Consider the following 26,975-nt stretch of genomic DNA (forward strand, 5'->3'; position numbering starts at 1 on the left):
CCGGGTCCGTAATTAGAGATGAGCGTCACCGCATCCGCCAACATGAGCTATTCCTTTCAGTTTCCTATGTTGAGAGCACTGTCAGGAGCGATGTGTCCCCTGGACTTTTATCGACACCGTACTTGGAGAGCGAGACCCCAATATCCGTGCACCGACTTCTAAAAAGATCCATCCATTTCGAATCGATCAACTCCGGTCGGCCACGATTAAGCTCCAATACCGCTCGATAAGGATTGCGAAGCAAGATGTAGCCGTGTTCACGGCTCCCCTTAGCCTTCGTTCGAACAAATCCATATCGCGAGAGCACCTCCATGCGCTCCTTCCACGTGCGCAGCGCGCGCGCTTCGCTGTGCGTGTAGCCGGCTTCGAAAACCAGCAGAGTGGGATCATCCACTTCAATAAAACCCTGACCGTAGTCTCGACACCATAGGACGCTATACAGCGTTCCAGCGCTCGTTGTGTCGAGCCGATCGATGAGCGCTGCAATGTGCGGCAGCAATCGTGGGACGCGTGCGTAACCTACAGTGCCCTTATCGCTGAAATCCAAAACCTCTTTCTCGGCGTCAGGCCAGAGGTCATCTCGCTTTTGCTGACGCTTTGCGTTTGAGCTTACATTTGTTCGGTCTTTTGTATCTGTTCTCGACATTTCCACTCCGAGCGCCGCTCGAATCCGCAGGCTCTTGGACCTTGCCACTGACGCGATCTGCCCTGCTGCGTGACGGGTCGAAGCTCTGCGTGCCTCTATAATTGCTACTTTGTGCAATGATTTCAAAGACTAAGAATCGCATCGTCAGATCCAGAAGAGCCTTTGCAGCACGGCAGGTAAGGCTCATCTATAAGCGATTTTTCGCAGAAATTCCATCAATTTCGGCGAATTTTCGCTTGTGAATTGGAATAAGATCAAGCACTTGGGTGCCAGGACGTCGTCCACGTCCTCCTTCGGTCGTCCACCGTCGTCGCGTCGTCCAGCGTCGTCCACAGGGGTTCAGGGGAGATTCTGCTGACGCTGAAAGCGTCAGCAGCTCGGCAGCGAAGGGAGCTAGCGGTGGCGATCTGCCGCTGGTCATCGGTCTGGCGGCTGGCGGCCGCTCGGCGCCCCACGACGGCGCGCCGCGTGCTAGGTGCTCATGCCGCGTTCAACAGGCGGCGAGGGCGCGATCGACCTGCTCGGCTAGGGCGGCGCTGGCGGCGGCGCGCCGCTGCCACACGCGCTTGAGCCGCATGCCGAGCGAGGCGTCGAGCCCCTGGTCGGCGATCTCCAGCGTGAGCGTGCCGCGCCGCTCGGCGCCGAGGAGGCGCGCGTACGCTGCGACGCCGAACCGGTCGGGGTGGCGCCGCTCCCACGCGCTCACGTAGGCGTCGTCGAAGCGCTCGCGCAGGGCGCGCTCGCCGCGCTTCAGCTCGCGCTCCAGGGCGTCGCGCCAGCGCCGCTCGGCCTTCCGCCAGGTGGGCTCGTCGAGGTCGTGTGCGGAGAGCACTTTGCTGCGAACCGCGCCCTTCTCGGCGAGCTCCGAGGTGACGGCGGCGTAGCGCTCGATCGAGACCGGCTCCTCCGGGGGCGCCGCGGCCGGCGCGGGCGCTGCCATGGTGGGCGGCGAGGGCGCCGCGGTGGGCGGCGAGGGCACCGAGGCGCGCGGCATGGGCGCCACGGCGGGCGTCGAGGGCGCCGCAGCCGGCGCCGCCGCGCTCTCCGGCGCGCGCGCCTCGTCGACCGCCAGCGTGCCGCCCGCGCCCGCGGCGGGCCGGCGCGGATCGCCGGGGCGCGACGGCGCGGCTGCCGCGGGGCTCGGGCGGGGCGGGCGCCGCGGCGGCACCGCCGGGGCGCTCCCGACGCCGACGCCGGCGACGACCATCAGGCGCTCGCGCTGCGCGAGGTCGCGCAGCTCGACGTGGGCGCGCCACGTGATCGTGCACAGCAGGCGATCGGCGTCCACGTGCAGGCCGTCGGCGTGGAACGCGAGCCGCCTCGGCGCGTCGGGGTCGGCGTCGTCGAGGCCGTACACCGCACCGGCGGCGCGCGCGTCCGGCAGCGCGCTCTGGAGGCGCGGGCGCTCCGCGTGGAACCCCTCGAGCACGACGACCGCGTCGGCCTGCAGCGCGCTGACCCGCTGGTCCCGCGGCGCGCACTGGAAGTACGACCAGTCGACGCCGCTCGGCACCTCCATCACCTGGGCGTCGAGCCCCGCGCGCGCGCCGGCCGCGAGCCGCCGGCTGCGCGCCGGCCACACCGCCGCGATCGGCCCGAAGCCGGCGGGCCGCCGCGGATCCGCCGGATCGAGCACGTTGGGCAGCTCGCCGTCGTCCTCGCCGCAGCCCACCGGGTTGTCCGGCGCGTCGAGCCCGCCGGCGGCGCGCTCGTAGGTGATCGGCAGCCGCGCGAACGGCTCCGGCGCGTCCCCGGCCTCCTTGCGGCGGCCGACGACGCGCACCGCCTTGTCGACGCCCGGCGCGCCGCGCTGCACGAGGGCGAACCGCGCGGTCATCTCGGCGACGGGGCGGCCGCCCGGCGCGCACGCGTGGCCGAGGGCGGTCACGTCCACGTACTGGCGGTAGGGCACCCGATCGCTCGCCGCGGTCAGGTGCGTCATCGGCCCGCCGCGGTGGTGCACGTCCTTCGCGTGGATCGGCTCCACCGCGTCGGCCGGCGCCATCGGCGAGGCGTCGATCGAGAAGCGCGCCTTGACGACGACGGTCAACCGGAGCGCGCCCTCGTGGCGCCACGCGACCGAATCGACCGCCGCCCGGGCCGCCGTCGCCGAGGCCGCCGGCGTCAGCGAGGCGCACACGACCCCGCCCATCCCGCCGCTCGCGCCTTCGGGCGCGAACGGCAGCGTCTGCGCCGCGAGCTGCCCGGCGTGCGCGGAGTCCAGCGGGAGTGTCGCGTTCTGCTCGCTCATGTCACGAGTCTGCAGGATTCCTGTTGGCTCGCGGCAGATCAACGAGAAACCGCTTCCTGCGAGCAGCCCGACATGTCGCAGATCACGGAAGGAGAGCTTCGAGACGAAGCGGCGGGTGCTGCACGCCATCTCGCCGCCCGTCATGGGGCCACCTGGCGGCGTTTTTTGCAGGGTGATGAGGCCCACCCCAACCGCGCCGTCCTACGATCGTCGCCCCGGTCGCCGCATCGGGGTCACTCGGTCGCGACATAGACCTTCTGGTATTCCAGGGTCAGTCCGAGAGGCCGCATGTCCTCGCCCGCCAGCGGGATCAGCCTTACGAGGATCGCTCCCGCGCCGGGGACGACCTGCTCGGTCTCCGCGCTCAGCTCGAAGGCCACATCCTGGCGCGTGACATCGGCGTGCCCGCTCCCATGATGGGGGATGACCGTGAAGGCTCCGATGTAATTCGGGCCACTCGGGGGCGTTCGCTCGTCCGCGTCCGGGAGATTGACGAAGACGCGAACGGTCGTGGAGCCGCCGGGCGGCAAGGCTACGCCGTCGATGTGGAGCCGCCGCACCGTCGGCTCCAGCGACGGCGGTGCGGCCCCGAAGAGCGCGAGCTCTGCGGAGACGAGGACGGGCGCGGACACCGTCTGCGGCTCGGACGTCAGGAGCTGCGCGGCCCCCGGCGCCTTCGCGACGGATTTCGACGGCGCGGGCGTCACAGCCCCGGTCGGAGGATGTGACCCCGCGATACCGTGGTCCATCCGGCCCACGAGCGACGGACGGCGATACTCGTAACGAAGCGATCCCGCGTTATCCAGGATCTGATCCGTCGAGATGGAGACCCACCGCTTGTTCTCGTCGTAGAACGTCCAGGTGCGCTGCCTGAACGCGGCGTCGGCCGGAAGCCGCTGCTCGCCGCCCAGGCTGCGCCAGACGTCCCAGAGCCGATCCACGTTGGCGTGATGGGCGAAGAAGATCGGGTCCTGCCCCGCGGTGGAGAAGATGCCCATGTTTTGCACGCCGCAGTTCGACCGGCCCCTCGGGTCGGTGATCCACTGGTGGACTCGGTTGTGGGTACCAAACTCGAGCGCGCCCGGCCGGCGCGAGCCGGCAGGCCCGCCCATGAAGCTGGCCCAATCTCTCAGGCTCAACAATCTCTTCATCTCCTCGGCGCTGGTGGCCGACGCGGGCATCGCCTGCCCCGGGGCGACACCACGATACGCATCGAACAGCGGGTTGCTCCCGTCGCCCGGAATGACGTACGGCGGAGGCATGACGTTGCGTCCTCTCGTGTCCCAGTCCCAGTACGGGAGGGCGAAGTCCGGATCGCCGACCAGCTTCCCCAGGATCTTCTCGAAGAAGTAAAGATAGGCGCGATGCCACGGGAGGAACCAGTAGTTGCCGTGGATATTCTCGACGGAAGCCCCGCCTCCGCCACAGTTCCAGCAGTGGACGTTCGCCTGCTGGAGCCAGCCCCGCGGGTCCGCTGGATCGTCGTCGGAGAGCTTGCGGAGCGCGGCGAAGGCTTGCCTGAGCTTGTCCACCTCGATCGGCGTCAGCTCGAACGCGCTCTTTCGGACGCGCGTGCCGCCGCCGATGTCTCCCTGAAATGGCACCGGCGGCCCGGGCGGCGCTGGTGGCTTACAGCTCTCTGGCTCGTTGGAAGGCCTGGGGCACTGGGCATACGATGATGACGGCATGAGCGTCAGCAACGTCAAGGACACGAGAGATCCCGTCCAGAGTCGACCGCTCACGGCTGCGACAGACATGCTTGTGTTCATACTGGCCTCCTTGCTTCGCGCAGACGGCATCCCGCCGTGACCGTCCGGCACACGCTGTCGTGGTGCGCCGTGTGCGGCATCCTGCCCCCTGTCGCCACATCATAACATGAGGTGCGCAGCTCGCAGCGCCGGCGACGAACGCCGGATCGTCTGGAGCGTCTACGACGTCCGGTGCTGCACGAGCGCCGCCGAGCAGCGGTGTTGCCGACGAACCTGCCCCGAGGAGCCGCCCGTCGCTGCGTATTCCGACGGACGTGACGGCTCGTTCCGAAGACGGCTCCGCTCGGCCGTCGGTCCTCGGACGGTGCGCTCCGCACGCGCGTGCCTCGTGGCGCACGCGACGGAAAGGTCGCCCGCACGCGCGCCCGCCGGGTAGGATGACGCCATGCCCCGGCCGCCCGACGCCTTCGATCTGCTGCCGGAGGAGCAGCGCCACGAGCTCATGAAGGACACGGTCACCGCGATCTTCGGCCCTGCGCTGGGCCAGGCCTTCTGGGAGCAGATGGAGCCGCTGCTCACCGACACGCGGCGCCAGCCTGGCGACGCCGAGGAGCCGGAGAAGAACTATTGGCGAGGCCGGTGGCGCATCTACGAGGCCGAGTGATCCGGAGGCGCCCGTGACCGACGACCCGACGCCGCCCGCCGCGCCCGCGCCGGCGCAGCGACCGCGCCGCAGGACCGAGCTTTTGCTCCAGGGCGAGCCCGACGGGCGCCCGTGGATCGCCTGGGTCATGAAGCGCACCTACCGCATCCACAACGGGCGCTGCGAGCTCGACGCCCCGGGACGGCAGGAGGTCCTGCACGACGACGAGATCCCGTACAACGACAAGCGCAAGCCGCCGCGCGTCTCCCCGCCGATCGCCGTCGACGAGCTGCTCCCGTTCCGGCGGGCGACCGACGTCGTCGTGCAGGCGTTCGCCCACGCTTACGACGCAGCCACCCGCAAGCTCACCGCCAGCGTGCAGTTCGGCAAGCACCAGCGCGAGATCGTGGTCCACGGCGATCGCCTCGGAGAGCTCGATCGCGCCGGCCGGCCTCGCTTCTCCGAGGCGGCCCCGATCGAGGTGGTCCCGGTCCGCTACGACTACGCATATGGCGGCGTCGACCTCACGGCGCTCGGGCGCAACGGCGATATCCTCGGCCAGTTCATCCAGGATGCCCGGCGGGGGATGAGCGCGCTGGCCGACACGCCCTATCACTATCCCAGGAATCCGTGCGGCTACGGCTACCTGATGGAGCTCGACGCCGAGAGCTTCACGGGGCTGCCGATCCCGAACCTCGAGCACCCGTTCGACCCCTTGACCCCCCAGCGCCTCGCCGTGGGCAAGCCGTACCGATGGATCCACGCCCCGCTCCCGGCGGGGTGGGACTTCCAGTCGATGGCCTGGTTCCCCCGGCTCGCGTACCTCGGGCTCGCGCCGTCTTGCCAGACCGACGGCAAGCTCCCCGCCGAGGTCGAGCGGGGCTGGGCCGCCCGGGATATCCTCGAGATTCCGCCGCTGTACCAGGACCCCGGCGCGCCCCTGCGCCTCGAGCATGCCCAGACGGCCTCTCCCGGGATGAGCGTCTCCGATCTCGCGCCGGGCGACTATTTCGAGCTGCGGAATCTGCACCCGAACCGGCAGGTCTACTCGTTTCACCTGCCCGCCGAGGCGCCCCGGGTGCACCTGGAGCTCGATCCGGGCCGGCTGACCGAGGTGGAGACGCACCTCTGCTCCGTGGTCGTGCGCCCCGTGCCGGGCGAGGTCGTCGTGGTCTGGAGCGCCCGGGCCCCCGTGGCCCTGGAGCTCACCGAGGAGCAGAAGATGAACCTGCGCCGCGAGGTGCGCTGGACGCTGGACGCTGGACCGCGGCGCGGCGGTGAAGCGGCGGCGAACCGGCGGTGAAGGAGCGCTGTCGATGGGCTACGGCTGTCTGACCGTCACGCGGTGGAACGTGTTCATCGGCCTCTCGTGGCACGAGGCCCTGTTCTGGTGGCCGATGCCGCCGCCTGGGGCTTACGTGCCGCAGAAGTACTGGCCGCACCTCGACGTCGGCCTGGTCAGCGGCACCCACCTGTTCTCGTTCTGGTCGGAGCAGGGCAAGCGCGAGATACAGCTCGACGGCGTGCACTGGATGGGGCGGGGGAGCGACGCCAGCCTCGTCGTCCCGCACGTCGATGTGGTCCAGGGGTGGAATCCGCTGCTGCCCTGGACCATCCTCTTCGGCAGCTCGATCTCGGTCTGGGGGACGAGCGGCGTCGCGATCGCGTGCGACAACCCGATCTTCGGCGAGACCGTGTGCGATCTCGCGTGCTCACCGTTCAAGACGGTGCCGTTCTCGCTCCACCTCGCGTGCAACAGCCCGGTCAGCCTGCCGCTCGATTTCACGGTCGTCTGGGGCACGGCCAAGGCCGGCTTCACCTTCGCCGATTTCGTGGCGTGCCTCGTCGACATCGCGATCGAGATCGCGATGGATATCCTGATGAAGTTCGGCGGTCAGATCGCGGGCAAGATGTGGAAGGGCGCCAAGGCCGCGGGCAAGGGCGTGGTGAAGGGCGCCAAGTTCATGGCCAAGGGGGCCGCGGATCTCGCGCAGCCGTTCTTCGAGCGGGCCGGCAAGGCGTTCGCGCGGGAGAGCGCCGAGGGGACGCTCGCAAAGATCCTGAAGGAGTCCGCCGAGGAGGCCGCGGACGAGGTGGCGTCCAAGGTGGGCAAGCAGGCCGCGGAGGGCTTCTCGGACGCGCTCGGCCGGCTGCGCTCCCAGAGCGACGAGCTGCTCGAGGAGCTCGCGGAGGCCGCCGACGGCAGCCTGTGGAAGTCGTTCAAGCAGGGCGCCGCCGAGCTCGGGGAGGGCGCCGCCGAGCAGATGAAGCGCTTCGGGAAGAGCGCCAAGGCCGCGGCGATCTCGGCGAAGGACACGATCATCGCCATCAAGACGTGGAAGAAGGTGACCGAGCAGAGCCTCCTCCAGTCGAGGAAGGTCAGCAGCATCCTCAAGTACACGGCCCTGGCGAACGGGTTCAAATACACGAAGAAGATCGGCGGGAAGGCCTACAGTTCCATCGACGCGCAGTACCACGACATCGGGGACCTCGACGCGGGCTCGGACGGCTACAGCTTCGGCCCGTTCGCGCTCGGAGACCGGGACAGCGTCTACGACCGCATCGCGGGGGAGGACGACGACGTCGGGATCGACAAGACCTCAGGCGTCGACCGGTTCACCTGGAGGGGAGAGGCGCCCGCGAGCGCGAAGGCGCGCGGGAGCGGGCGCTTCGCCTGGTCCGAGCGGGCCAACGAGGGGAGCGGCGGCGGCGCGGGGGTCGACGATCGCTTCGCCTGGGTCGCGCGCGCGCCGGGCGCGGCCGGCGCCTGAGAGTCCTCATCGCCGGACCGAGCCCCGGTTTCACGGAGAGAACCACACAGGCACAGAGGGAAGAGGAGAGAGAGATTTCTACTGTCTTGTTCTCTCTTCCTCTTCTCTCTCCTCTGTGCCCTCTGTGCCTCTGTGGTTCAAACCCTTCTCATCATGAGCCCAGGATCTCGCGCCTACCCCGCGGCCACGATGCGGCCCGCGGGCGGCTCCTCCGCGGGGGCGTGGCGGGCCACGATCTGCGCGACCTCGCTGCGGCACGAGCCGCACCCCGTGCCCGCCTTGGTCGCCGCGCACACCGCCTCGAGCGTGCAGGCGCCCCCCTGGATCGCCTCTCGGAGCGCCGACTCGCTGACCTTGTTGCAATTGCAGATCATCCGCTCGCCCTGCGCCGCCGCCCCAGCGCCGCCGCCCGCGCAGAGCACCTCCAGCGGGTCGGCCGGCAGCGGATCGTTGCGATCGAACAGCTGCACGAGCGCCGCCGAGGCCGCGGTGTTGCCGACGAACATGGCCCCGAGGAGCCGCCCGTCGCGAAGGACGAGCTTCCGGTACGTGCACTTCCGCGTCTCCACGATCTGCAGCACCTCGTCGCTCTCGAGCTCCGGCTCGACGCTGCCCATCGAGGTGACGTCGACCCCCGCCACCTTCAGCCGGCTGTAGAGCTTCGAGCCCCGGTAGCGCGCCTGCGGGTTCGCGCCCGTCAGGAGATCCGCGAGGACGGCGGCCTGCTCCCAGATCGGCGTCACGATGCCGTAGAGCTTGCCCCGGTGCTCCGCGCACTCCCCGATCGCGTAGACGCCGGGCACCTGGGTGGCCATGGTGTCGTTGACCACGATGCCCTTGTTGATGGGCAGCCCCGAGGCGCGCGCCACGTCGACGCGCGGCCGCACCCCGCACGCCAGGATCACCATGTCCGCCGGGAGCACGCTGCCGTCGTCGAGCCGGACCCCCTCCACGACCTCGTCCCCGCAGATCGCCTCGACCGTGCGCCCGGTGCGGACGAAGATCCCGCAGCGCTCGATCTGCTGCTCGAGCATGTCGCCGCCCATCTGATCGAGCTGCGCGTTCATGAGGCCCTTGGCGACGTGGATGACGGTCACGTGCAGCCCCATGTCGCTCAGCACCTTGGCGGCCTCCAGGCCGAGCAGCCCGCCGCCGACCACGATCGCGTTGTCTCCCGCCCGCGCGTGGCCGCGCATCCGGAGGCAATCATCCATGGTCCTGTAGACGAAGACGCCCGGGCGCAGATCGCCCTCCGCCGTCGTCATCCCCTCGAGCGGCGGGACGAGCGGCCGGCTCCCGGTGGCGATCACCGCGACGTCGTAGCGCTGGGCCGCGGCGCCTTCCGTCACGACCATCCTCGCCGCGGTGTCGAGCCGCGCCACGGACGTCCCGCTGACGAGCTTCACGCCGTTCCGCTCGTACCACGCCGGCGGCTTCGTCACGATGGCGTCGGGCGCCTCGCCCGCGAGCACCTTGCTGAGCAGGACGCGGCTGTACGCCCCGCCCGGCTCCTCGCCGAACACGGTGATGTCGTAGCGGTCCCGGGCGCCGCGCGAGACGAGCTCGTCCAGCAGGCGGCAGGTGGCCATGCCATTGCCAACGACGACAAGGTCCTTCCTTCGCATCAGTTCGACTCCGAGACCCGGCGCGCCCTGACGGCGCACACCTTGAACTCCGGCATCCGGCTGGTCGGGTCCAGCGCCGGCTTGGTGAGGACGTTGGCGGCCTTCTTGCCGCCCCAGTGGAACGGCGCAAACAGCGTGTCGGGCCGGATCTCCGGCGTGACCGAGACCCGGAAGACGACCGAGCCTCGGCGGCTCTCGACGAGCAGCCAGTCGCCTTCGACCACGCCGAGCCGCGCCGCCAGCCGGGGGTGGACCTGGACCTTCGGCTCGGGCTTGGCCTCGTCCAGCGCGGAGACCCGGCGCGTCTGGGCGCCGGAGTTGTAATGCTCCTTGTAGCGGCCCGTCGTGAAGTAGAGCGGATACGCGTCGTCGGGGAGCTCGGCGGCCGGCCGGTGGTGGACGGCGTGGAAGCGCGCCCGGCCGTCGGGGTGATGGAAGCGATCGGCGAAGAGGCGCGGCGTCCCCGGGTGCTCGGTCGACGGGCACGGCCAGAACACGCCTCGCTCGCGGCGTATCCTGTCGTAGGTGATGCCGCTGTAGTCCGCCTTCGCGCCCGCGGTCGCCCGCCGCAGCTCGTCGAACACCTGCTCCGCGCCCTCGTACTGGAAGTGCTTGCCCGCGCCGAGCCGGCGCGCGAGCTCGCAGAAGATCTCGATATCGCTCTTCACCCCGGGGGGCGGCCGGCGCGCCCGCTGCCGGAGGATCACCCGCCCTTCGAGGTTCGTCATCGTGCCCTCCTCCTCCGCGAACTGGGCGACGGGGAGCAGGGCGTGGGCGGAGGCCGCGGTCTCGTTCACGAAGGCGTCGCAGACCACGAGCAGGTCGAGCGCGGCGAGCTTGCGCTCGACGTTGAGCGCGTTCGGCGACGCGACCACCACGTTGGAGCCGAACACGAGCAGCGCGCGGATCCCGCCCTGGGGGCCGAGCGCGTCGAGCAGCTCGTAGGCGCTCTTCCCCTTGGACGGCAGCTCCGCCGGGTCGACGCCCCAGACGCGGGCGATCGCCTGCCGGTGCTCCGGGTCCTCGATCAGCCGGTAGCCGGGGAGCTGATCCGCCTTCTGGCCGTGCTCGCGGCCCCCCTGGCCGTTGCCCTGTCCGGTCAGGCAGCCATAGCCGCTGTACGGTTTGCCGATCTTGCCGAGCGCGAGCATCAGGTTGATGAAGGAGAGGACGGTGTCCGAGCCCTTGGACTGCTGCTCCGGCCCGCGGCCCGAGAGCAGCATGCTGCTCGGCGCCTCGGCCAAGAGCCGCACGGCCCGGAGCTGGTCCTGCGTCGAGACCCCGGTCAGCCGCTCGACGTGCGCCGGGTGGTACGAGAGGACGACGCGCCGGAGCGCGTCGAAGCCCTCGGTGCGCGCGGCGATGTACGCCGTGTCGACGAGCTTCTCCTCCAGCGCCAGGTAGAGCAGGCCGTTGGCGAGCGCGAGGTCGGACCCGGGCGTGGGCTGGAGGTGCAGCGCCGCCCCGCGCGCCGTGTCGGTCCGCCGCGGGTCGACGACGATCAGCGCGCCGCCGCTGTCGCGCTGCGCGTAGATCCATTGCATGATGGGCGGCAGCGTCTCCGCGCAGTTCGCGCCCCAGAGGAGGAGCGTCTTGGTCTGGGCGATGTCGGACACCGGGAACGGCAGGCCGCGATCGACGCCGAACGCCTTGTTCTGCCCCGCCGCCGCCGAGGACATGCAGTAGCGGCCGTTGTAATCGACGTTCGGCGACCCGAGGGCCAGGCGGACGAACTTGCCGAGGAGATAGGTCTTCTCGTTCGTCAGGGCGCCGCTGCCGAACGCGGCCAGCGCCGCGGGGCCGTGGGCCTCGCGCAGCCGGAGGAGCCGCTCGGCGATGAAATCGAGCGCCGTCTCCCACCGCGCCGGGAGGAGGCGGCCGTCGCGCCCGCGGAGCAGCGGCGACGTCAGCCGCTCGCGGTGGTCGAGCAGCGCCGCGGAGGTGAACCCCTTGATGCACATCTGCCCGCGGTTGACGGGGAACTCCTCGTCCGGCCGGACCTCGATCGGCCCGGAGAAGGGCGTCAGATCGGTCACGACCATGCCGCACTGGAAGGCGCAGTACGGGCAGTGGGTCCGCGTTGTCTCGGAGGTGACGACCTTGAGGTGGAGGGACGAGCGCGCGGCCATGGAGGGGGCGTGGCCGTCCGCGACGAACACGCCGGACCGGTATAGCGGTCGCCGTGTTTCCCATGAGTTTCGCCGAAATGTGCGGCGGGTAAATCGGACGCGGAGATCGAGATCGGCCTGGTGTGCCCGAGATCGCCGCCGCCGGCGACGTGCAGGAGCTCGACCGATCGCAGGATCGGCACCCGCGCCTGTGGGGCCTGCTCACGAAGACGCGCTCCCGCCGAGACGCGCTCCCGCCGATGAGGAGGACTACACGGCCGGACTGTTCCGAGTCGGCATTTCAGTGCCCTACGGCGCCATGAACCTAGGCGACGACGCCATCCTCGACGGCATCATCGCGCAGCTCCGGGAGTCGGTTTCAGCGGAGATCACCGTGTTCTCGATATGCCCCCTCCGGCGGCACCTCCGGCGAGGCCGTCTCGGCCGCACCGGAGGTGTCCGCGGGCTCGGTCGCGGGGTCGCTGGATGACGCGGCGCGGCCGCCGCGGCCCTTGTAGAGCGATGGAGCGATCATGTCCGCGTCTCCCTCGTTCCAGCGCAGGTACGTCACGGCGCGGCGGGTCTGATCATAGGCGTGCACGAGCAGCGCGAACGCGCGCGCCCGCTTGTCCGCGACGTCGGTCGGCCGGGGCGCCCTGCCGTGCTCCCGCGCGCCGAGGGCGGTGAGGAGCTGCGGCCCGATCTCGCCGGCGCGCTTCACCTCCTCCTCGGTCGCCGCCGTCTTACCGGCGATGTCGGGCCAGCGCCCGCCGAGGAGCGCCGAGAGCGCCACGAGGTCGTTGGCCGTGTCGATGTGCCCGTGGCCCGCGCGGATCTCCGCGACCGCCGCCGCGTCGAGCAGGCCGCGACGGGCGAGCGCCTCGGCGTCGCCCAGCAGGTTCTCGCGCAGCGCGGCCGCCTCGGCGAGGAGCGGCTTCAGCGCGTTCTCGGCACTTCCGCTGGACAGCCACAGGAGGTGCGCGTACCAGGCGGCGAGCGCGTAGGTCTCGAGCCGGTCGAGCAGCGCGAGCTCGTGCTGCTGCAGCTGCGCGGCGATGGCGGGGCGCAGCGCGAGCAGGCCTGGCAGCACGCCGAGCACCTGAGAGACGGCGCGAGGGATGTCGATCTTGATGGAGACGAGCCGATCCGGGCTCAGCCCCTCAATCTCGGGGAGGATCCTGTCGAACGCCGCCGCTGCCTGGGGCGGCGCCGCGAGCGCGCTGGGAGCCGGCTTCTTCTTGTTGACCCGAGCGGAAGGCTTGGCCATGAGGGGAGCTCCTCTCGTCGATGTCCTTCGTCAGGCGGCGAAGGGACACAAGCGCCGTGCTCCCTACTCCCCTGCGCTGGACGTGTTGTGAGCGTCCGGCGCGCGCCGGACGTTCGTGCCAGGGGTAAGCACCCGTCTCGAGCGGTCAACGGACCTGGCAAGATTTCGACGGCCGATACCGGGACGGACCGTCTCCGATGCTGGAGGAAAGCTCAGCTATCCAAGCGGGATCGCCTCCGATGCTGGAGGAAAGCTCAACTATCGAAGCGGGACCGTCGCCGATGCCGGAGGCAAGCTCAGCTATCCGAGCCGGACCGGCACCAGCGCCTGAGGAAAGCTCATCGAGGCACCGGAGATGGCGGCGCTGCAGCGCGTTACCCAGGATCGGCCCTGGCGATGATGCCGCGGAACTCTGTGATTCGATTTTTGCCGCCAGGTCACGTGCGATCCCAGGTCGCGATGACGCGACAAAATCCATTGCATAAGCGAATTCGTTCGCCTATGCATTTCATCGTGGGAGACCACATTCGCATGGTGCTCCAGCGCTGCGGAGGCATCAGGCAATGGCGTGCTCTCACGCGCACGGAACCTTCTCGTGGAGGGATGAGAATGATGAAATACCAAGCTCGATACGCTCTCTCGACCCTGCTCGTCGCCGCGTCGGCGGGCATGGCAGAGCCAGCCCATGCAGACGTGACCATCGCGGGCAACGTATCGCCTCAGAATCCGTCCGATCCTTGGGACCTGGGGACGAGCCAGCTCGTCGTGGGATCCGGGACGGTCGAGGTGACCCATGGCGGGACGTTGATCAGCCCCGGCGCGTCCGTGAACGGGGGGAGCGCCGATTTCGGCACCGTCTTGGTCGAGGGGTATGGCTCGACATGGATCAACCATGGAACCATGGGGATCGGCAGAGCCAACCTCTCCGAGGGCTGGGTCGTCGTCCGGAACGGCGCCGAGGTGACCACCGATGATCTCGTGGTGGGCGTGAGAGGCACGCTGGGTCATGGCCGCCTGTTCGTCGAGGGATACGACGCCACCCTGACGAGCGAAGGAGACACCTACATCGGCGACCTCGGGCAGGGCTACGTCGAGCTCAAGCAAGGAGGGAGCCTCTTCTCCCATGACGTCTATATCGGCGGGGTCCACGGCTGCTCGATCTGCGGGGGCGAGGTCGTCATCACGGGCTCCGCGACGAGGTGGGTGAGCACGGGGGAGTTCGTCCTCGGCGTGGCGAGCCGCGGCCTCCTGAACATTCACCGCGGCCAGCTGTTCACGGTGGGCGCGAGCATCGACGGCGATGACCTCCTGAACAGCCACGCGACGGTGAGCGGCTGGGGCGGCACGTGGACCAACCAAGGGCTCCTGCGCGTGGGGGCGAACCGCGGATACGGCACCCTCACCGTCGGGGCTTATGGGACCCTCGTGACGGAAGACACCGAGATCCACTCCGAGCTCGGCGGCGGCTTCGTCTGGGCGAACGATGTCCATGCATCGTGGCTCAACAGCGGCGACGTCACCGTCTTCGCCGTCGGCAACCAGTCCCCGTCGCTCCTCGTCGACAAGCACGCCTTCGTGAGCATCGGCGGCCTGCTCCGGACGGCGCCCTGGGCCGGCGGCGATCCCTACCCCTACCTGGGGCCCTCGGTGCGCCTCGCCGACGGCGACCTGATCGCGGGCGCGATGGAGGTCGCGGACGGCGACTTCGAGTTCGCCGGCGGGCGCCTCGAGACCGGCAGCTTCGTGGGCGATCTCGACAACATCCAGGCCGGCGAGCTCTCCGTCGGGGAGGTCCACCCGTCGACCGTCGTCGCCGGCAGCTACACCCAGGGGCCGGGCGCCGCCTTCCGCGTCACGGTCGCAGGGTCGAGCGCCTTGCCGCTCCTCCAGGTGGACGGTGACGTCCACCTGGACGGCGCGCTCGAGGTCCGGCCGGCGGACGGCTCGGCGTCGTTCCAGGCCGGGGACACCGTGGTTCTGCTCGGCTGGAGCGGCGACCTCACGGGGGCGTTCGCTTCGGTGGACATCGACGTGCCGCTCGCCCCAGGGCTCGCGTGGGACACCTCCGCGCTGTACGCGACCGGCGAGATCACCGTCGTGACCGCGCCCTGAGCGCAGCCGGCTCGGGACGTCAGTTCCACCGGTAGGCCACGCCGAGCGGCAGGGACGCCGCCACGCCGTCCGCGCCGACGAGGAACAGCGGCGTGGTCTGCAAGAAGAGCGAGCCCGACGGGCTGTCCGTGAGCTTCATGCCGATCTCGGCGCCCAGGCCCAGAGAAAATCCCAGCGGCACGCTGGCCTCCACCATGTCTCCACCATAGTAAGAGCCGGACTCACTCCACTGATAGCCCTCCGTGTAGGCCGTCCCGCTCTGCGTCGCCGTGCCGAAGAGCAGCGACGATCCCACCCTGAAGCGATCGCCGAGCGGGTACGACACCGACGGGCCGAGCGCGAGGAGCAGGCCCGCGCTCGAGTGAAGGCTGAGGTGGGCGCGAAGGCCGAGGTCCAGGCGCTCCGTCGCCGTGTATCCGATGAACCCCGTCGCCCCTGCGAGGAAGCTACCCTCGGAGAGAGCGTAGTAGCACTCCCCATACCCGCCGATGCTGCAGACATCCATCTTGTCTGCCTCCAGATAGAGATAACCGATGAACCCGCCTGCCTCGAAGACGAGGCGGTCCAATACGCCCGGCGCGGCGGCGCGCACGCTGCTCTCGTCGCGCACTCCATCGCGCTGCGCATCGGGCAGCAGCCGCGCCCTGGGCAGCCGCGCCGCCGGCGGTCGCGCCGCGGGCCGCCGCGCCGGCCTCGACGCGTCCGCCGGCGCAGGCTCCGCCGGCACGGGCGCCGGGGCCGCCTCCGCCGGCGCCGGCACGGCGACGTCCACGCGCTCCGACTCCTTCAGCGCCACCGTCGTCTCCCAGAAGACCTCCCCCTGGTGCGCCGCGGCCACGACGTGCTCGCCCGGATCCACCGGCAGCTCCTTGTCCCACGCGACCGGATCGAGCGCCGCCCCGTCGAGCAGGATCGTCACCTGGTCGGCGCCCGCGTCGCGCGCCGAGGCGCGCACCCGGAGCCAGGGCACCCGCGGCGCGAGCGCGTCGATCCGCGCCCTGGCGAACGCCTCCCGGGCCGCGTCCCCCGCGGTCCGCGCCGTGATCAGCGCCTCCTGGAAGCCGACCCAGGCCGTGGCCACCTGGCCGAGCCGCTCGTGGCAGAAGGCGAGGTTGAGCTTCGTCCCCAGGCTCGGCTCGAGGCGCTGGCTCTCCTCGAGCTTGGGGCAGGCCTCGGCGAAGCGCTGCTCGACAAGGAGCGCGCGGCCCTCTCGAAACAGCTGCTCGGCGGCGCTCTCCTCGGCGGCGGCCTGCCGGCACCAGAGCAGCGCGGAGGCGCCGAGGAGCGCCCCGGCGAGGGGAGCGCAGAGCGTACGACGGAACGGACGGAGCGGGTTCACGTGATCCTCGGGAGGCGCTAGCGGTCGAACGTCTCAGAAGCCGTCGGAGCATCGCCCCGGCCTGCCAGCCCGATCCCCGGACCTGCGGCCCGGACGCCGAGCTCCGTGAAGGTCACCTGCTGTCCTTCCACGTCGACGACCCCGTCGTCACACGCTGCGGGCAGCGAGGCAAGGGCCAAGCGAGATGCCTTGTTCATGTCCTGTTCTCCTCGTCACGGATGGTCGGATCAGACATCGAGTGCTTCCGAGGCGGCGCCGGCCGTACCACGGAGGAGCGCCTCCGCAGCGCCGAGCGCCGGGCAGCGGAGCGCCTCGGAGCGCCGGCAGGCCCGCGGCCCGCCGGAGCTCCCTCCCGGGGTCGGCCTGTGGTAGCTTCGCCTCGTCGATGATCCTATTCCGCGTGGCCCCCGCGTCCCTTTAGGCATGGCCGACGATTTCTCGCGCGGGCCCCCGCGAGGCAGGTTTCCGACGACCCACCGGTCCGCCGTCGTCGCGGTGGGCAGCGACGACCCGGCGGAGCGCGCGCGCTCGTTCGACATCCTGGTGCGCGCCTACTGGAAGCCGGTGTACAAGCACCTCCGCGTCCGCTGGCGCATGGAGGGCGAGCGGGCCGCCGACCTGACGCAGGGCTTCTTCGCGCGCGCGCTCGAGCAGCGCACGTTCTCCGCGTACGACCCGGCGCGGGCGCTGTTCCGCACCTATCTGAAGATGTGCCTCGACCGCTTCGTCATGAAGGAGGCCGAGAGCAGCGGGCGACAGAAGCGCGGCGGACATGCGGTGACGCTGAGCCTTGACTTCCCCTCTGCCGAGCGGGAGATTGAGGCGCTCGCCGTGCCCGCGCCCGACTCGATCGACACGTACTTCGACCGGGAGTGGACGCGTCACCTGGTCGGGATGGCGGTCGACGCCCTCCGCGAGCGCTGCGAGCGGGGCGGCAAGCAGCTCACCTTCCGCGTCTTCGAGCGGTACGTGCTCGACGAGGGCCCCGAGGGCCGCCCCACCTATGCTGAGCTCGCCGCGGAGCTCGGGATCAAGGTCACCGACGTGACCAACTACCTCGCCTTCGCGCGGCGCGAGTTCCGCGGCCTGCTCCTCGACAAGCTCCGGGAGATCACCGGCTCCGAGGCCGAGTTCGAGGCCGAGTCCCGCGCCTTGCTCGGGGGCGCCCGGTGACCTTCGTCGACGACGCGGGGGTCGGGCGCCTCGTCTCGCTCGCGGCGGAGCCCGAGGTCGTCGCCGGCAGGTTCGAGGTCGACACGCTGCTCGGGGAGGGCGGCATGGGCGTCGTCTTCGAGGCCTGGGACCGCGAGGAGCGCCGGAGCGTGGCGCTCAAGCTCCTGCGCGACGTCGATGAGGCGACGAGCGCCCGGTTCGACCGGGAGGCCGAGGCGCTCGCCGCGCTCTCCCACCCGGGGATCGTCGGCTACATCGCCCACGGCAGCACCCCGATGGGCGAGCGGTACCTCGCCATGGAGCGGCTCGTGGGCGTGACGCTCGCGGAGCGGCTCGCCGCCGGCCCGCTCGGCGTCCGCGACGCGGCCGAGGTCGGGCACGGCGTCGCCTCGGCCCTCGCCGCCGCGCACGAGAAGGGCCTCGTCCACCGCGACATCAAGCCGAGCAACATCTTCCTGCAGGACGGCGCCGTCGATCGGGTCAAGCTCCTCGATTTCGGCCTCGCGCGCGGGCCGAACGCGGCCGCGGTCACCGGCGCCGGGACGCTCGTCGGCACGCCGAGCTACATGGCGCCCGAGCAGGTGCGCGGCGCGGCGACCCCCGACGCGCGCACCGACCTGTTCGCGCTCGGCGCGGTGCTCTTCGAGTGCCTGACCGGCCGGGCGCCGTTCTCGGGCGCGGACACCGAGGCGGTGCTGGTGAAGATCCTCGTCGAGCGGCCCCCCGCGGTCCGGGAGCTCTGCCCGCTCGCCCCGCCGGCGCTCGAGGCGCTTGTCGCGCGGATGCTCTCCAAGGCCCCCGAGGGCCGCCCGGCGAGCGCCGCCGAGGTCGCGGCCGAGCTCGCCGCCCTCCTCGCCGACGAGGGCCTCGGCGCCGCCCCGGCCGCGGCGGCCGGCGACCCGGCGCAGGCCGCCGCGCCGGGGACGCTGCTCGCCGGCAAGTACCGGGTGGTGCGGACGCTGGGCAGCGGCGGGATGGGGGTCGTGCTGCTCGCGCGGCACGAGGCGCTCGAGCGGAACGTGGCGCTCAAGCTCCTGCGCGGCAGGAAGAGCGGCGGGGACGTGGCGCGCTTCCTCCGCGAGGCGCGGGCGGCGTCGCGGCTCGAGAGCGAGCACGTCGCGCGGGTGATGGACGTCGGCACGCTCGACGACGAGACGCCGTTCATCGTGATGGAGTTCCTGAGCGGCAAGGACCTCGGGCAGGTCCTGCACGAGAAGAAGCGGCTGCCGGTCGGGGTGGCGGTGGACTACGTGCTCCAGGCGGGGGAGGCGATCGCCGAGGCGCACGCGCTCGGCATCGTCCACCGGGATCTGAAGCCGTCGAACCTGTTCCTCACCGCGCGGCGGGACGGCTCGCCGCTCGTCAAGGTGCTCGATTTCGGCATCTCGAAGATCTCGCGCGCGAGCGACGCCGCGCGGGCAGGCGAAGACGCGCACGCCGTGACGCTCCCGCTCGACGTGAGCATCACCGCGCCCGACGCGATCATGGGCTCGCCGCTGTACATGTCGCCGGAGCAGCTCGAGAGCACGAAGCGCGTGGACGCCCGCACGGACATCTGGTCGCTCGGCGTGGTCCTGCAGGAGCTCCTCACCGGCCGTCCGCCGTTCGCGGCGGGCAGCTTCATGGCCATGGGCGCGAAGATCGCGGCCGGCGCGCCCGCCGGGCTCCGCGAGGGCTGCCCCGAGGCCCCGGAGGGCCTCGCCGCGGTCGTGCTCCGCTGCCTGGAGAAGGACCCCGCGCGGCGCTTTCAGAGCGTCGCCGAGCTCGCGCAGGCGCTCGGGCCGTACGCGCCGGAGGGGTCTCGGCTCTCGGTCGAGCGCATCGCCCGCGTCGCCGGGGCCGGCGCGGCGGCCGCGGACGCGAGCGCCGCGCCGGGCGCGGACGCGGGCGCGCCGGCCGCGCGCCCGGAGGACGCGCCCTCGGACCGGGCGACCACGGCGCGCACCAGGAATGCGCCGGCTGCGTCCCGGGGGCGGCGCGGCGCGCTCGTCCTGGTCGCGGGCGCGGCGATCGCGCTGGGCGCCGGGCTGGTGGCCGTGCTGCGCGCTCCGGGCGGCGCGGAGGGCCCGCTCGCGGCGCCTGCCTCCGCCGGTGCGACGGCGCCGTCGACCGACGAGACGCCGAGCCCGAGCCACGCGCTCCCGCGCAGCGCAGCCGCGCCCGCGCCGCCACCGCCGCCTGCGCCGACGGCGCCCGCTCCGGAGGCCGGGGCCTCCGCGGCCGCGCCGCCGTCGCAGGGCGCCGGCCTCCCGGACGGCGCGCCGCCATCGCAGGGCGCGGGGGCCACGGCCGCAGCGCCGCCGCCGAGCCCACCAGCGCGCCCGCCGTCCAGCGCGCGCGCCCGTCCCGACGCGCCGCCGGCCAAGGACAGCCCCCCTGCAGCGCCCGCCGTCCAGCGCGCGCGCCCTGCCGCCAAGCCGCCTCCCGGCGAGGTCGATCTGATGGACCCGGCGCTGATCCGCCGGTAGCGGGTGATGCGGTAACGACCGCACGCAGCGCCGCGAAAGCGTGGACCGCCAAGACATCAAGGGCGCCGACCGGACAGGATGAACCGGTTAATAAATACATTTAACTTAAGCGGTTCGGGAAATGATGGCCGGCAGGAGACCATCGTAATGAAATTTTCTACACTTGGTTCGCTTGCTCCCGAGCGGGTCCTGTTGGCCCTGCTCGCGTCGGCCGCCCTCCTTGCCTGCGGCGACGACGGCGACTCGTCCTTGGCGGGCAGCGGCGGCGCCGGCGCCTCCGGCGGCGGCACCGGCACGGCCACCGGCGGCACCGGGGCTGCGGGCGGCGGCACCGGCACGGCCACCGGCGGCACCGGCACGGCCACCGGCGGCCAGGGCGGGTCGGGCGGCCATCTTCCCTCGGACATCGTCGAGCCCGGCGACCCCGGGCAGGGCGATGTCACCTTCACCGTGCGCGTCGATCAGGGGGTGCGTCCCATCAGCCCGCTCATCTACGGGGCCAACTGGGCCGAGGACCTGGACGGCGAGCAGCGCGGGACGAGCGTCGTGCGCATGGGCGGCAACCGCCTGACCGCCTACAACTGGGAGAACAACGCCTCCAACGCCGGCTCGGACTACATGTTCCAGAACGACGCCCACCTTGTCGGCAACAGCCCGAACGGCGATGTCCCCGGCGAGGCGGTGCGCATGCTGGCGGAGGACGCGCTGTCGCACGGCGCCGCCTTCATCGCGACAATCCCGATCTGCGGGTATGTCGCGGCCGACAAGGACGGCGACGGCGACGTCAACAAGACGCCGAATTACCTCCAGACGCGCTTTCACCCCACGATCGCCCGCAAGGGCGCCCCGCTCTCCGCGGCGCCGAACCTCGGCGACAATGCGGTGTACCAGGACGAGTTCGTCGCCTGGATGAAGCAGGCCTTCCCCGACGCTTTCCAGGGCGAGGTCGCGAGCGTCCTGTTCTCGCTCGACAACGAGCCCGACCTCTGGAATCACACCCACGAGCGCATCCACCCGGATCCGGTGACCTACGCGGAGCTCGTCGAGAAGAACATCGAGTTTGCCTCCGCGGTCAAGGACGTCGCGCCGAACGCGCTCGTCACCGGCTTCGTCTCGTACGGGTATTCCGGCTACGTCAGCCTGCAGGGCGCGCCGGACGCGGAGGGGCGGAACTTCATCGAGCACTATCTCGACGCCATGAAGGCCGCCGAGGCGAGCGCGGGGCGCCGCCTGGTCGACGTGCTCGATTTGCACTGGTACACGGAGATCTACGCGAACGGCGAGCGCATCACGGGCGATGATTCCTCGCCCGCGTCCGTGGAGGCCCGCGTCCAGGCGCCGCGCTCGCTCTGGGATCCCACCTTCAAGGAGGACAGCTGGATCGCGAACGACGTGCTCAACGGCCCGATCACGCTCATCCCGTGGCTCCGCGGCCTGATCGACGCCCATTACCCCGGCACCGAGATCGGCTTCACCGAGTACAATTACGGGGGCGGCAACCACATCTCCGGCGCGATCGCCCAGGCCGACGCGCTCGGCGTCTTCGGCCGCGAGGGCGTGTTCGTCGCGACGATCTGGGATCCCGGCGAGGAGGTGTCGATGCTCCGGGCCGGCGTGCGCGCCTTCACGAGCTACGACGGGAAAGGCGCGCGCTTCGGCGACACATCCATCCACGCCGAGACGAGCGACGTGGCGAAGGCCACGGTGTACGCGAGCATCGACGAGGCCGATCCGAGCCGCATGGTCCTCGTCGCCATCAACAAGACCGCGGCCCCGCTCACGGCCGCGGTGACCCTCGCCGCCTACGCGAGCTACACCGCCGTCGACGTGTGGCAGCTCACGGCCGCAAAGGCCGATCTCGTGGCCGCGGATGCGGTCACCCCGGGCGCCACGAACGCGTTCACGTACGCGATGCCGGCCCACAGCGTCTCGGTGCTGGTGCCCCGGTAGGAGCTCGCCGGGCCCGCCCCGGCGCCGTTCAGCCGAACACCGGGCGCACGTCGGAGACGCCGTACTCCATGACGTGGTCTTTCCGGATGGCGATTCCGGTGTTCGGGGCCGCGGCGATCTTGCGCCACGCATGCAGGTGTTCGCGGGACTTCCAGCGTTCGTAGTTGTTCACGCGCGCGGGGTCCAGCGGGTCGGCGGTGATGGCGAGGTCCAGGCACCCGGGGGCCTGGCGGGCCCTGCGGACGAGGTCTTGGTGGGCGGCGACGAAGGCGTCGCGCCGGTCGGGGTCGATCTCCAGATGGCCGGCGATGATCAGCACAGGGGGTCCTCTCTGCCCGGGGTGTGGTGGTTGTCCGGGCTGTCTGGACCTACGGACCGGCCGTCGCCGGGAAACTCATCGGTCAGGGGTCATCTCTTGCGGCGGGGCCTCTGCCTCCGGCGCGGCCGCAGGCGCAGGCTGCGCCTCGCCCTCCGGCGTCGCCTCGGGAGCAGGCGGCGGCGGCCCCGGCCCGGCCGGCGGCGGGTACACGAGATCGTCGCAGGTGGCGCCGAGGCTCCCGACCGCGTCGTTGTAGTAGTTCATCGCGTCGAACGCGTGGCCGTGGGCGTGCTCCTTGGCCGGCCTCGAGAGCGCCCCGAACACCACCGCCGTCACCGCGACGATGGCCCCGGCGCCGAGGATCGTGGCCATGGCGGCCTCGTCCTTGTCGTGAAAATAGAGCCCCGCGAACCCGCCGAGGCTCCCCACCCCGAGGGCCACGCCGAGCGTCGATAAGGTCGTGGCGGTGTGGCCGTCGCTCGACGCCGCGCGCGCGTGCTCGCGCGCCTCGGGGACGCAGCGGACGAAGTGCTCCAAGCCGTCGTAGTGATAGCTCTCCGCCACCTTCCGCCCGCCGGCCCACAGCGTGAAGCCGTCGTCGTAGCTCGCCGTGAGCTCGCCTCGGGCGACGAGGCGCGGCGTGTACATCGTCTGACCGCTGGCGCAGCCGAGGAGCGTGCAGGCGAGCGCGCACGCGGACACGGCGACCGAAGGTCCCCTCGCTGACCTCACGGGACCTGCCCTCCGTACACGCCGACCGCGCATGGCGAACCGGGCGTGCGCGCGGAGTCGTTGTAGGCGTTCACGTGGTCGAGCGCGAGCGCCGTGTCCTTCTCCCGCTCGGGGCGACCGACCGACAGCCCCACCGCGATCGGCGGCAGCGCGACGAGCGCGACGACCGCGAATGCGGCGAGGAGGGCGGACGCCGCCCCGCTGCCGGCGTCGCGACCGCCGTTGCCGCCGCTGCCAGCGTTGCCCTCGGAGGCCGCGCCGCCGGGCTTGGCGTTGCCGCCCTTCGAGAGGGAGGCGGCGCGCCGCACGACGTCCGGCGCGGCCCGGTGGAGGTGCGGAGGAGGCGGGGCCACGCCGCGCCGCTCGACGACGATCGGCGGGCCGAAGTAGACGGGCACCCAGAAAGCGCCGCTGACGCGCACGGGCGGGGCCTGCGCGGAATCGCGAACCGGAGGCGGCGCTCCGACCGACCCCGGCTCTCCGGAGAGGCACTCCGGGATCGGCCCGCCGATCTCCATCGCGACCGCCCCATCGCGGTACACCGGGCGGGCGCGCCCGTCAGGCGGCGGCACGTAGTCGGGGAGGTACGATCCGCATGCGGGCAACGCGGCGAGCGCGAGGGCGCCCAGCGCTGCGCGCGCGGCGCACGACAAGGAAGGTCGACGGAGATTCACGGCGGTGTACGCGATGGTATTCGCCGGGGGCCGCGTTGCCTAGCGCGCCCCGCGTCGTTTTCGTGATCACTCCCCGCGACCGAGGAAGTCCATCAGCCAGGCCATGGCCGGCCGCATGGTGCCGTCCGGGTGCAGGAGGCCCGTGTTGTCCCGCCAGGTGGAGCCGACGACATAGCCCCAGAGGGTGATGCCTTTGACGGCGGGGTGGTTGTAGAACATCGTGAACTGCTCCTCCATCACCCGGCGCTGCTGCTCGTCGTCCGCGAGGCTGATGTCGTACTCGGTGATGTACACGGGCAGGCCCGTGGCGGCGAGCCCGTCGATGAAGCCCTTCACCGTGCTGGTGTCGAACTTGTACGCGTCGTGGGCCTCCGCGCCGAGGGCGTCGATCGGAGCGCCCGCGGCCAGCAGCGCCTTCACCATCTCGACGAAGCGGTCGTGCTCGCCCTTGTACTCGATGTTGTTGTAGTCGTTCAGGATCAGGGTCGCGCCCGGGCAGAATTCGCGAGCCCACGTGAAGGAGTTGACGATCCAGTCATAGCCGCTCTCACCGTCGCCCCCGATGGCGTTCTTGAAGGTAGGCGTGGTGTGGGGCGGCGGCTCGTTCACGACGATGATGTACTTCGTCGCGGGATACCGTTCGCAGAACGCCTGCATCCAGTCCCTGATGGCCTGCCGCTGCTCGTCGTCGGTGAGGCGCACGAGCCAGCTCGGCTGGGTGGCCCCCCACACGAAGACGTGCTCCATGAAGGGAATGTCGTTGTCCTGCGCGTATTTGTAGATCGCGTCGAGCCTGCTCCAGTCTCGAACGCCGCGGGAAATCTCGACGCTGCCGAGCCTGCCCTCGACCTCGGGCGCGATCTGGTCCCAGTACCGGATGAAGTCGTCGCGCACCGCGTGATCCGTCGTGATGTTGCCGACGAATTTGCCGTTGCCCGCGCTGCTCGAACCGCCCGACCCGTGGCTTGAGCCGCCAGCCCCGGAGCCGCTCGTCCCAGCACCCCCGGAGCCGCCGTCGCCGGCGCCGCCCGTACCCGCGCCAGAGGCTCCCGCGCCGCCCGCGCCGCCCGCGCCAGCGCTCGTCGCTCCGGCGCCGTGGCCGCCCGCTCCGGTCGAGCCCCCTGCGCTCGACGAGCCGCCCGGGCCAGGGTCAACCGTGTCGACCTTGCCAGAGCAGCCAGGGAGGGCCGCGAGCCCGAGCGCGAGCGCGCCGCACCGCCATCGAGAAGAACGGTTCTTGTTCATGCCAACCCCCCGCGAGCTGGATGATCGTCGATGGTGACCATTGGAGCAAGAAAGTCGACGGTCAGCAGCGCGATCCGAGGGAGCACGCGCCCGGCGCCAGGCATGCCGGGCAGACCGGCCCCTGGAATTCCCGCTGCCCCCTGGATCGATCGCGATCCGTGCCGACGAGCGACCCGTCGCGACGGCCCACGAGGGCGGGCGGAACGTGGCGCGCTTGCCTCAGGGAGGAGGCGGGGTGCAGAGGAAACACCCGCCACACTCGTAATGCTGCGTCTTGGTGCCCCACGCGATCGGGTTGTTGCAGCAATCGCGGCCGTACTTGCCGACGACCGTCGTGTGGCTCTCGTCGCTGTAGTAGATACAGTTCGCCCCGGGCGCCGCCTCGCTCGAGGGAGCCAGCAGGGCGGCGCTCCCCAGCATCGCCGCGCCTGCCGTGAGGGCAGCGAAGAAGAACCGCAAGCGGGCAGCAGGGCCGATCCGACGCATGGATAACTCCTTGTGCGATGGAGGCCTGTCGTGGCCTCCGGGTCGATGCGACATACCTTAGAACGAATCCCCGGCTCGGGCAAGCGCCCGGGCCGAGCGCTCGATACGGCTGTCGACGAATGCATTCCTGCATTGGTGAGAGCGCCGCCGCGGGTGGCGGCGAATGGGTGGAAGCGGCGCGCGAGCCTTGGTGCAACGGCAAACCTCGAGCGCTGCGCCGGCGACCGATTGTCGCTCCGAAAGAAAAGTCCGCAGGCACAGCAGCGCTGTCCCCTTCGTCTGTCTGGCTCAGCCCGGTTGTTGTGGCGCTCTTCACGCCATAACACCCAACATTACAATTCTTAACAAACCCCTGAGAGACAGACGGTGCTAGCCGCTCTCGTGGACGACGCGGTAGCTCCCCGGGATCTCGGCCGGCGCCGCCCCGTCGTAGAGCGTCACGGTGCGCCGCTCCTCCTTGCGGAGGCGGTACTCGAACACGCAGCGGAGCGAGAAGAACACCCGGCCTTCCCCCGCGACGATCCCGATCTGATCGAGGTGCATGGGGAACACGTACTGCCTCTCCTCGAGCTGCACGTGGACATGCATCTTCAGCGCGGGCATCGCGAACGCGAGATCCCCGCCGCGCAGGCCGTGCGAGAGCCGGATCCCGTCGCCCGGCTTCGGCTCGCCGCCGGCCTCGATCATCATGCCAGGGTGCCCCATGTTGAAGAACGTGGGCTGGATGTCCGTGTGGCGCATCGTGACCTCGGGCGTCCTGCCGGGCGCGAGCCGGGCCGGATCCGGCATGGCGGCGCTGGTGGCCGCCTTGGCGCGGAGCGCGCCGCCGGCCGGGTAGTAGCCGAGGCCGACGGGATCCGGGGTGTCGCCGAACGACGTCAGCAGCCGGCCCGGGTCCTCCAGGTTCGGCAGCGGCTCTCCGAGGGCGCTCTTCGCGTCGAGGTAGAAGCCGCGGCCCGCGGGGTTCGGGGTGAAGGGCATATCGATGCCGTAGTCCGTGGGGCACGTCCCGCCGAACGCGCGCTCGTAGCCGAGCTCCATCGACACGAACGGCTCCGGCTCGCCCGGGACCAGGTGGCCGCCCGCGCCCGGCGCCCAGGCGCGGTCGCCGAAGACGGCGATGCGCCGCCGGAAGGTCCGCCCCACCTCGAGCTCGACGTCGAGGCGCGGCCTCGCCGCGCCGCCGGGCTGGCGCACCTTCCCGCCGAGGAGCACGTCGATCCCGCCCATGTAGAACGGCTTGTCCCCCGGCATCGCGCCGAGCGGCGTGGGCACGGGCGACGCCGAGATCGGCCAGGGCTCCTCGGGCGTCGCCACGAGCGCGCCGCCCGCGACGCGGTAGGTGGGCCGCGCGATCACGCAGCCCAGCATGTGATCGTCGCTGCGCGACGACGCCGTCCGGAGGAGCAGCGCCGCGTGCCTGGTCTCGTTGCGTAGCTTCACGGATCCGGATCTCT

21 protein-coding genes are annotated in these 26,975 nt (G+C 71.0%); 7 read left to right on the plus strand and 14 right to left on the minus strand.

The genetic code is table 11. From position 1 onward, the window contains the following. Positions 1-64 precede the first annotated feature (64 nt). The 3 genes from WME83_RS21165 to WME83_RS21175 form a co-directional block, all read right to left on the minus strand. A complete protein-coding gene (locus WME83_RS21165) occupies positions 65-646 on the minus strand; it encodes a hypothetical protein (RefSeq protein WP_437321099.1) in 582 nt (193 codons plus the stop codon). 490 nt (positions 647-1,136) lie between these two features. Next, the gene (locus WME83_RS21170) at positions 1,137-2,897 is read right to left on the minus strand and encodes a DUF2169 family type VI secretion system accessory protein (protein WP_437321100.1); all 1,761 of its coding nucleotides are present in this window, start codon (positions 2,895-2,897) and stop codon (positions 1,137-1,139) included. A 233-nt stretch (positions 2,898-3,130) separates the two neighbouring features. Then, the gene (locus tag WME83_RS21175) at positions 3,131-4,501 is read right to left on the minus strand and encodes a tyrosinase family protein (RefSeq protein ID WP_437321101.1); all 1,371 of its coding nucleotides are present in this window, start codon (positions 4,499-4,501) and stop codon (positions 3,131-3,133) included. A 550-nt stretch (positions 4,502-5,051) separates the two neighbouring features. Between WME83_RS21175 and WME83_RS21180 the strand changes: the two genes are divergently transcribed. From WME83_RS21180 to WME83_RS21190, 3 genes are read left to right on the plus strand one after another with little or no spacing between them, the layout of a single operon-like run. Then, entirely contained in the window at positions 5,052-5,270 is a 219-nt protein-coding gene (locus WME83_RS21180; protein WP_437321102.1) for a hypothetical protein, read from the plus strand. A 13-nt stretch (positions 5,271-5,283) separates the two neighbouring features. Further along, entirely contained in the window at positions 5,284-6,552 is a 1,269-nt protein-coding gene (locus tag WME83_RS21185; RefSeq protein ID WP_437321103.1) for a DUF2169 domain-containing protein, read from the plus strand. Between the two features lie 13 nt (positions 6,553-6,565). Then, positions 6,566-8,020 carry a hypothetical protein gene (locus WME83_RS21190; RefSeq protein ID WP_437321104.1) on the plus strand — a complete coding sequence of 485 codons (1,455 nt, stop codon included), beginning with the start codon at positions 6,566-6,568 and terminating at the stop codon, positions 8,018-8,020. Between the two features lie 173 nt (positions 8,021-8,193). Here WME83_RS21190 and WME83_RS21195 read toward each other — a convergent pair whose 3' ends face one another. The 3 genes from WME83_RS21195 to WME83_RS21205 form a co-directional block, all read right to left on the minus strand. Then, the gene (locus WME83_RS21195) at positions 8,194-9,645 is read right to left on the minus strand and encodes an FAD-dependent oxidoreductase (protein ID WP_437321105.1); all 1,452 of its coding nucleotides are present in this window, start codon (positions 9,643-9,645) and stop codon (positions 8,194-8,196) included. Beyond that, positions 9,645-11,774 (minus strand): molybdopterin oxidoreductase family protein, encoded by a 2,130-nt coding sequence (locus WME83_RS21200; protein ID WP_437322023.1) that lies wholly within the window; start codon positions 11,772-11,774, stop codon positions 9,645-9,647. Before WME83_RS21200 ends, WME83_RS21195 begins: the two co-directional genes overlap by 1 nt. Before the next feature lie 358 nt (positions 11,775-12,132). Next, positions 12,133-13,020 carry a hypothetical protein gene (locus WME83_RS21205; RefSeq protein ID WP_437321106.1) on the minus strand — a complete coding sequence of 296 codons (888 nt, stop codon included), beginning with the start codon at positions 13,018-13,020 and terminating at the stop codon, positions 12,133-12,135. A 609-nt stretch (positions 13,021-13,629) separates the two neighbouring features. On the opposite strand from WME83_RS21205, the gene WME83_RS21210 reads away from it, so the two are divergent. Next, entirely contained in the window at positions 13,630-15,132 is a 1,503-nt protein-coding gene (locus WME83_RS21210; RefSeq protein WP_437321107.1) for a hypothetical protein, read from the plus strand. A gap of 19 nt (positions 15,133-15,151) precedes the next feature. Here the strand turns inward: WME83_RS21210 and WME83_RS21215 are convergent, their stop codons facing one another. Beyond that, the gene (locus WME83_RS21215; protein WP_437321108.1) at positions 15,152-16,471 is read right to left on the minus strand and encodes a hypothetical protein; all 1,320 of its coding nucleotides are present in this window, start codon (positions 16,469-16,471) and stop codon (positions 15,152-15,154) included. Between the two features lie 17 nt (positions 16,472-16,488). Then, positions 16,489-16,668, minus strand: coding sequence for a hypothetical protein (locus WME83_RS21220; RefSeq protein ID WP_437321109.1), 180 nt, complete (start codon positions 16,666-16,668; stop codon positions 16,489-16,491). A gap of 226 nt (positions 16,669-16,894) precedes the next feature. Here WME83_RS21220 and WME83_RS21225 point away from each other — a divergent pair, with 226 nt between their 5' ends. The 3 genes from WME83_RS21225 to WME83_RS21235 all read left to right on the plus strand — a co-directional run bounded on the left by WME83_RS21225 (position 16,895) and on the right by WME83_RS21235 (position 22,062). Next, a complete protein-coding gene (locus tag WME83_RS21225) occupies positions 16,895-17,644 on the plus strand; it encodes an RNA polymerase sigma factor (protein WP_437321110.1) in 750 nt (249 codons plus the stop codon). Further along, on the plus strand, positions 17,641-20,112 hold the full coding sequence (locus WME83_RS21230; RefSeq protein WP_437321111.1) for a serine/threonine-protein kinase: 2,472 nt from the start codon (positions 17,641-17,643) through the stop codon (positions 20,110-20,112). Before WME83_RS21225 ends, WME83_RS21230 begins: the two co-directional genes overlap by 4 nt. 147 nt (positions 20,113-20,259) lie before the next feature. After that, entirely contained in the window at positions 20,260-22,062 is a 1,803-nt protein-coding gene (locus WME83_RS21235) for a glycoside hydrolase family 44 protein (RefSeq protein ID WP_437321112.1), read from the plus strand. A 28-nt stretch (positions 22,063-22,090) separates the two neighbouring features. Here WME83_RS21235 and WME83_RS21240 read toward each other — a convergent pair whose 3' ends face one another. The 6 genes from WME83_RS21240 to WME83_RS21265 form a co-directional block, all read right to left on the minus strand. Beyond that, positions 22,091-22,381, minus strand: coding sequence for a putative quinol monooxygenase (locus tag WME83_RS21240; RefSeq protein ID WP_437321113.1), 291 nt, complete (start codon positions 22,379-22,381; stop codon positions 22,091-22,093). A gap of 75 nt (positions 22,382-22,456) precedes the next feature. Next, positions 22,457-23,113 (minus strand): hypothetical protein, encoded by a 657-nt coding sequence (locus WME83_RS21245; protein WP_437321114.1) that lies wholly within the window; start codon positions 23,111-23,113, stop codon positions 22,457-22,459. Next, positions 23,110-23,787 (minus strand): hypothetical protein, encoded by a 678-nt coding sequence (locus WME83_RS21250; RefSeq protein ID WP_437321115.1) that lies wholly within the window; start codon positions 23,785-23,787, stop codon positions 23,110-23,112. Before WME83_RS21250 ends, WME83_RS21245 begins: the two co-directional genes overlap by 4 nt. 66 nt (positions 23,788-23,853) lie before the next feature. Next, complete coding sequence (locus WME83_RS21255) at positions 23,854-25,032, minus strand: endo-1,4-beta-xylanase (protein ID WP_437321116.1); 1,179 nt, start codon at positions 25,030-25,032, stop codon at positions 23,854-23,856. Positions 25,033-25,251: 219 nt separating this feature from the next. Then, positions 25,252-25,518: a DUF6289 family protein gene (locus WME83_RS21260; RefSeq protein ID WP_437321117.1), complete on the minus strand. Its 267-nt coding sequence runs from the start codon at positions 25,516-25,518 to the stop codon at positions 25,252-25,254. A gap of 369 nt (positions 25,519-25,887) precedes the next feature. Continuing rightward, on the minus strand, positions 25,888-26,961 hold the full coding sequence (locus tag WME83_RS21265; RefSeq protein WP_437321118.1) for a DUF2169 domain-containing protein: 1,074 nt from the start codon (positions 26,959-26,961) through the stop codon (positions 25,888-25,890). Positions 26,962-26,975 lie beyond the last annotated feature (14 nt).

Origin of the sequence: Sorangium sp. So ce385, from assembly GCF_051474135.1 — a bacterium.
GTDB lineage: Bacteria > Myxococcota_A > Polyangia > Polyangiales > Polyangiaceae > Sorangium > Sorangium cellulosum_D.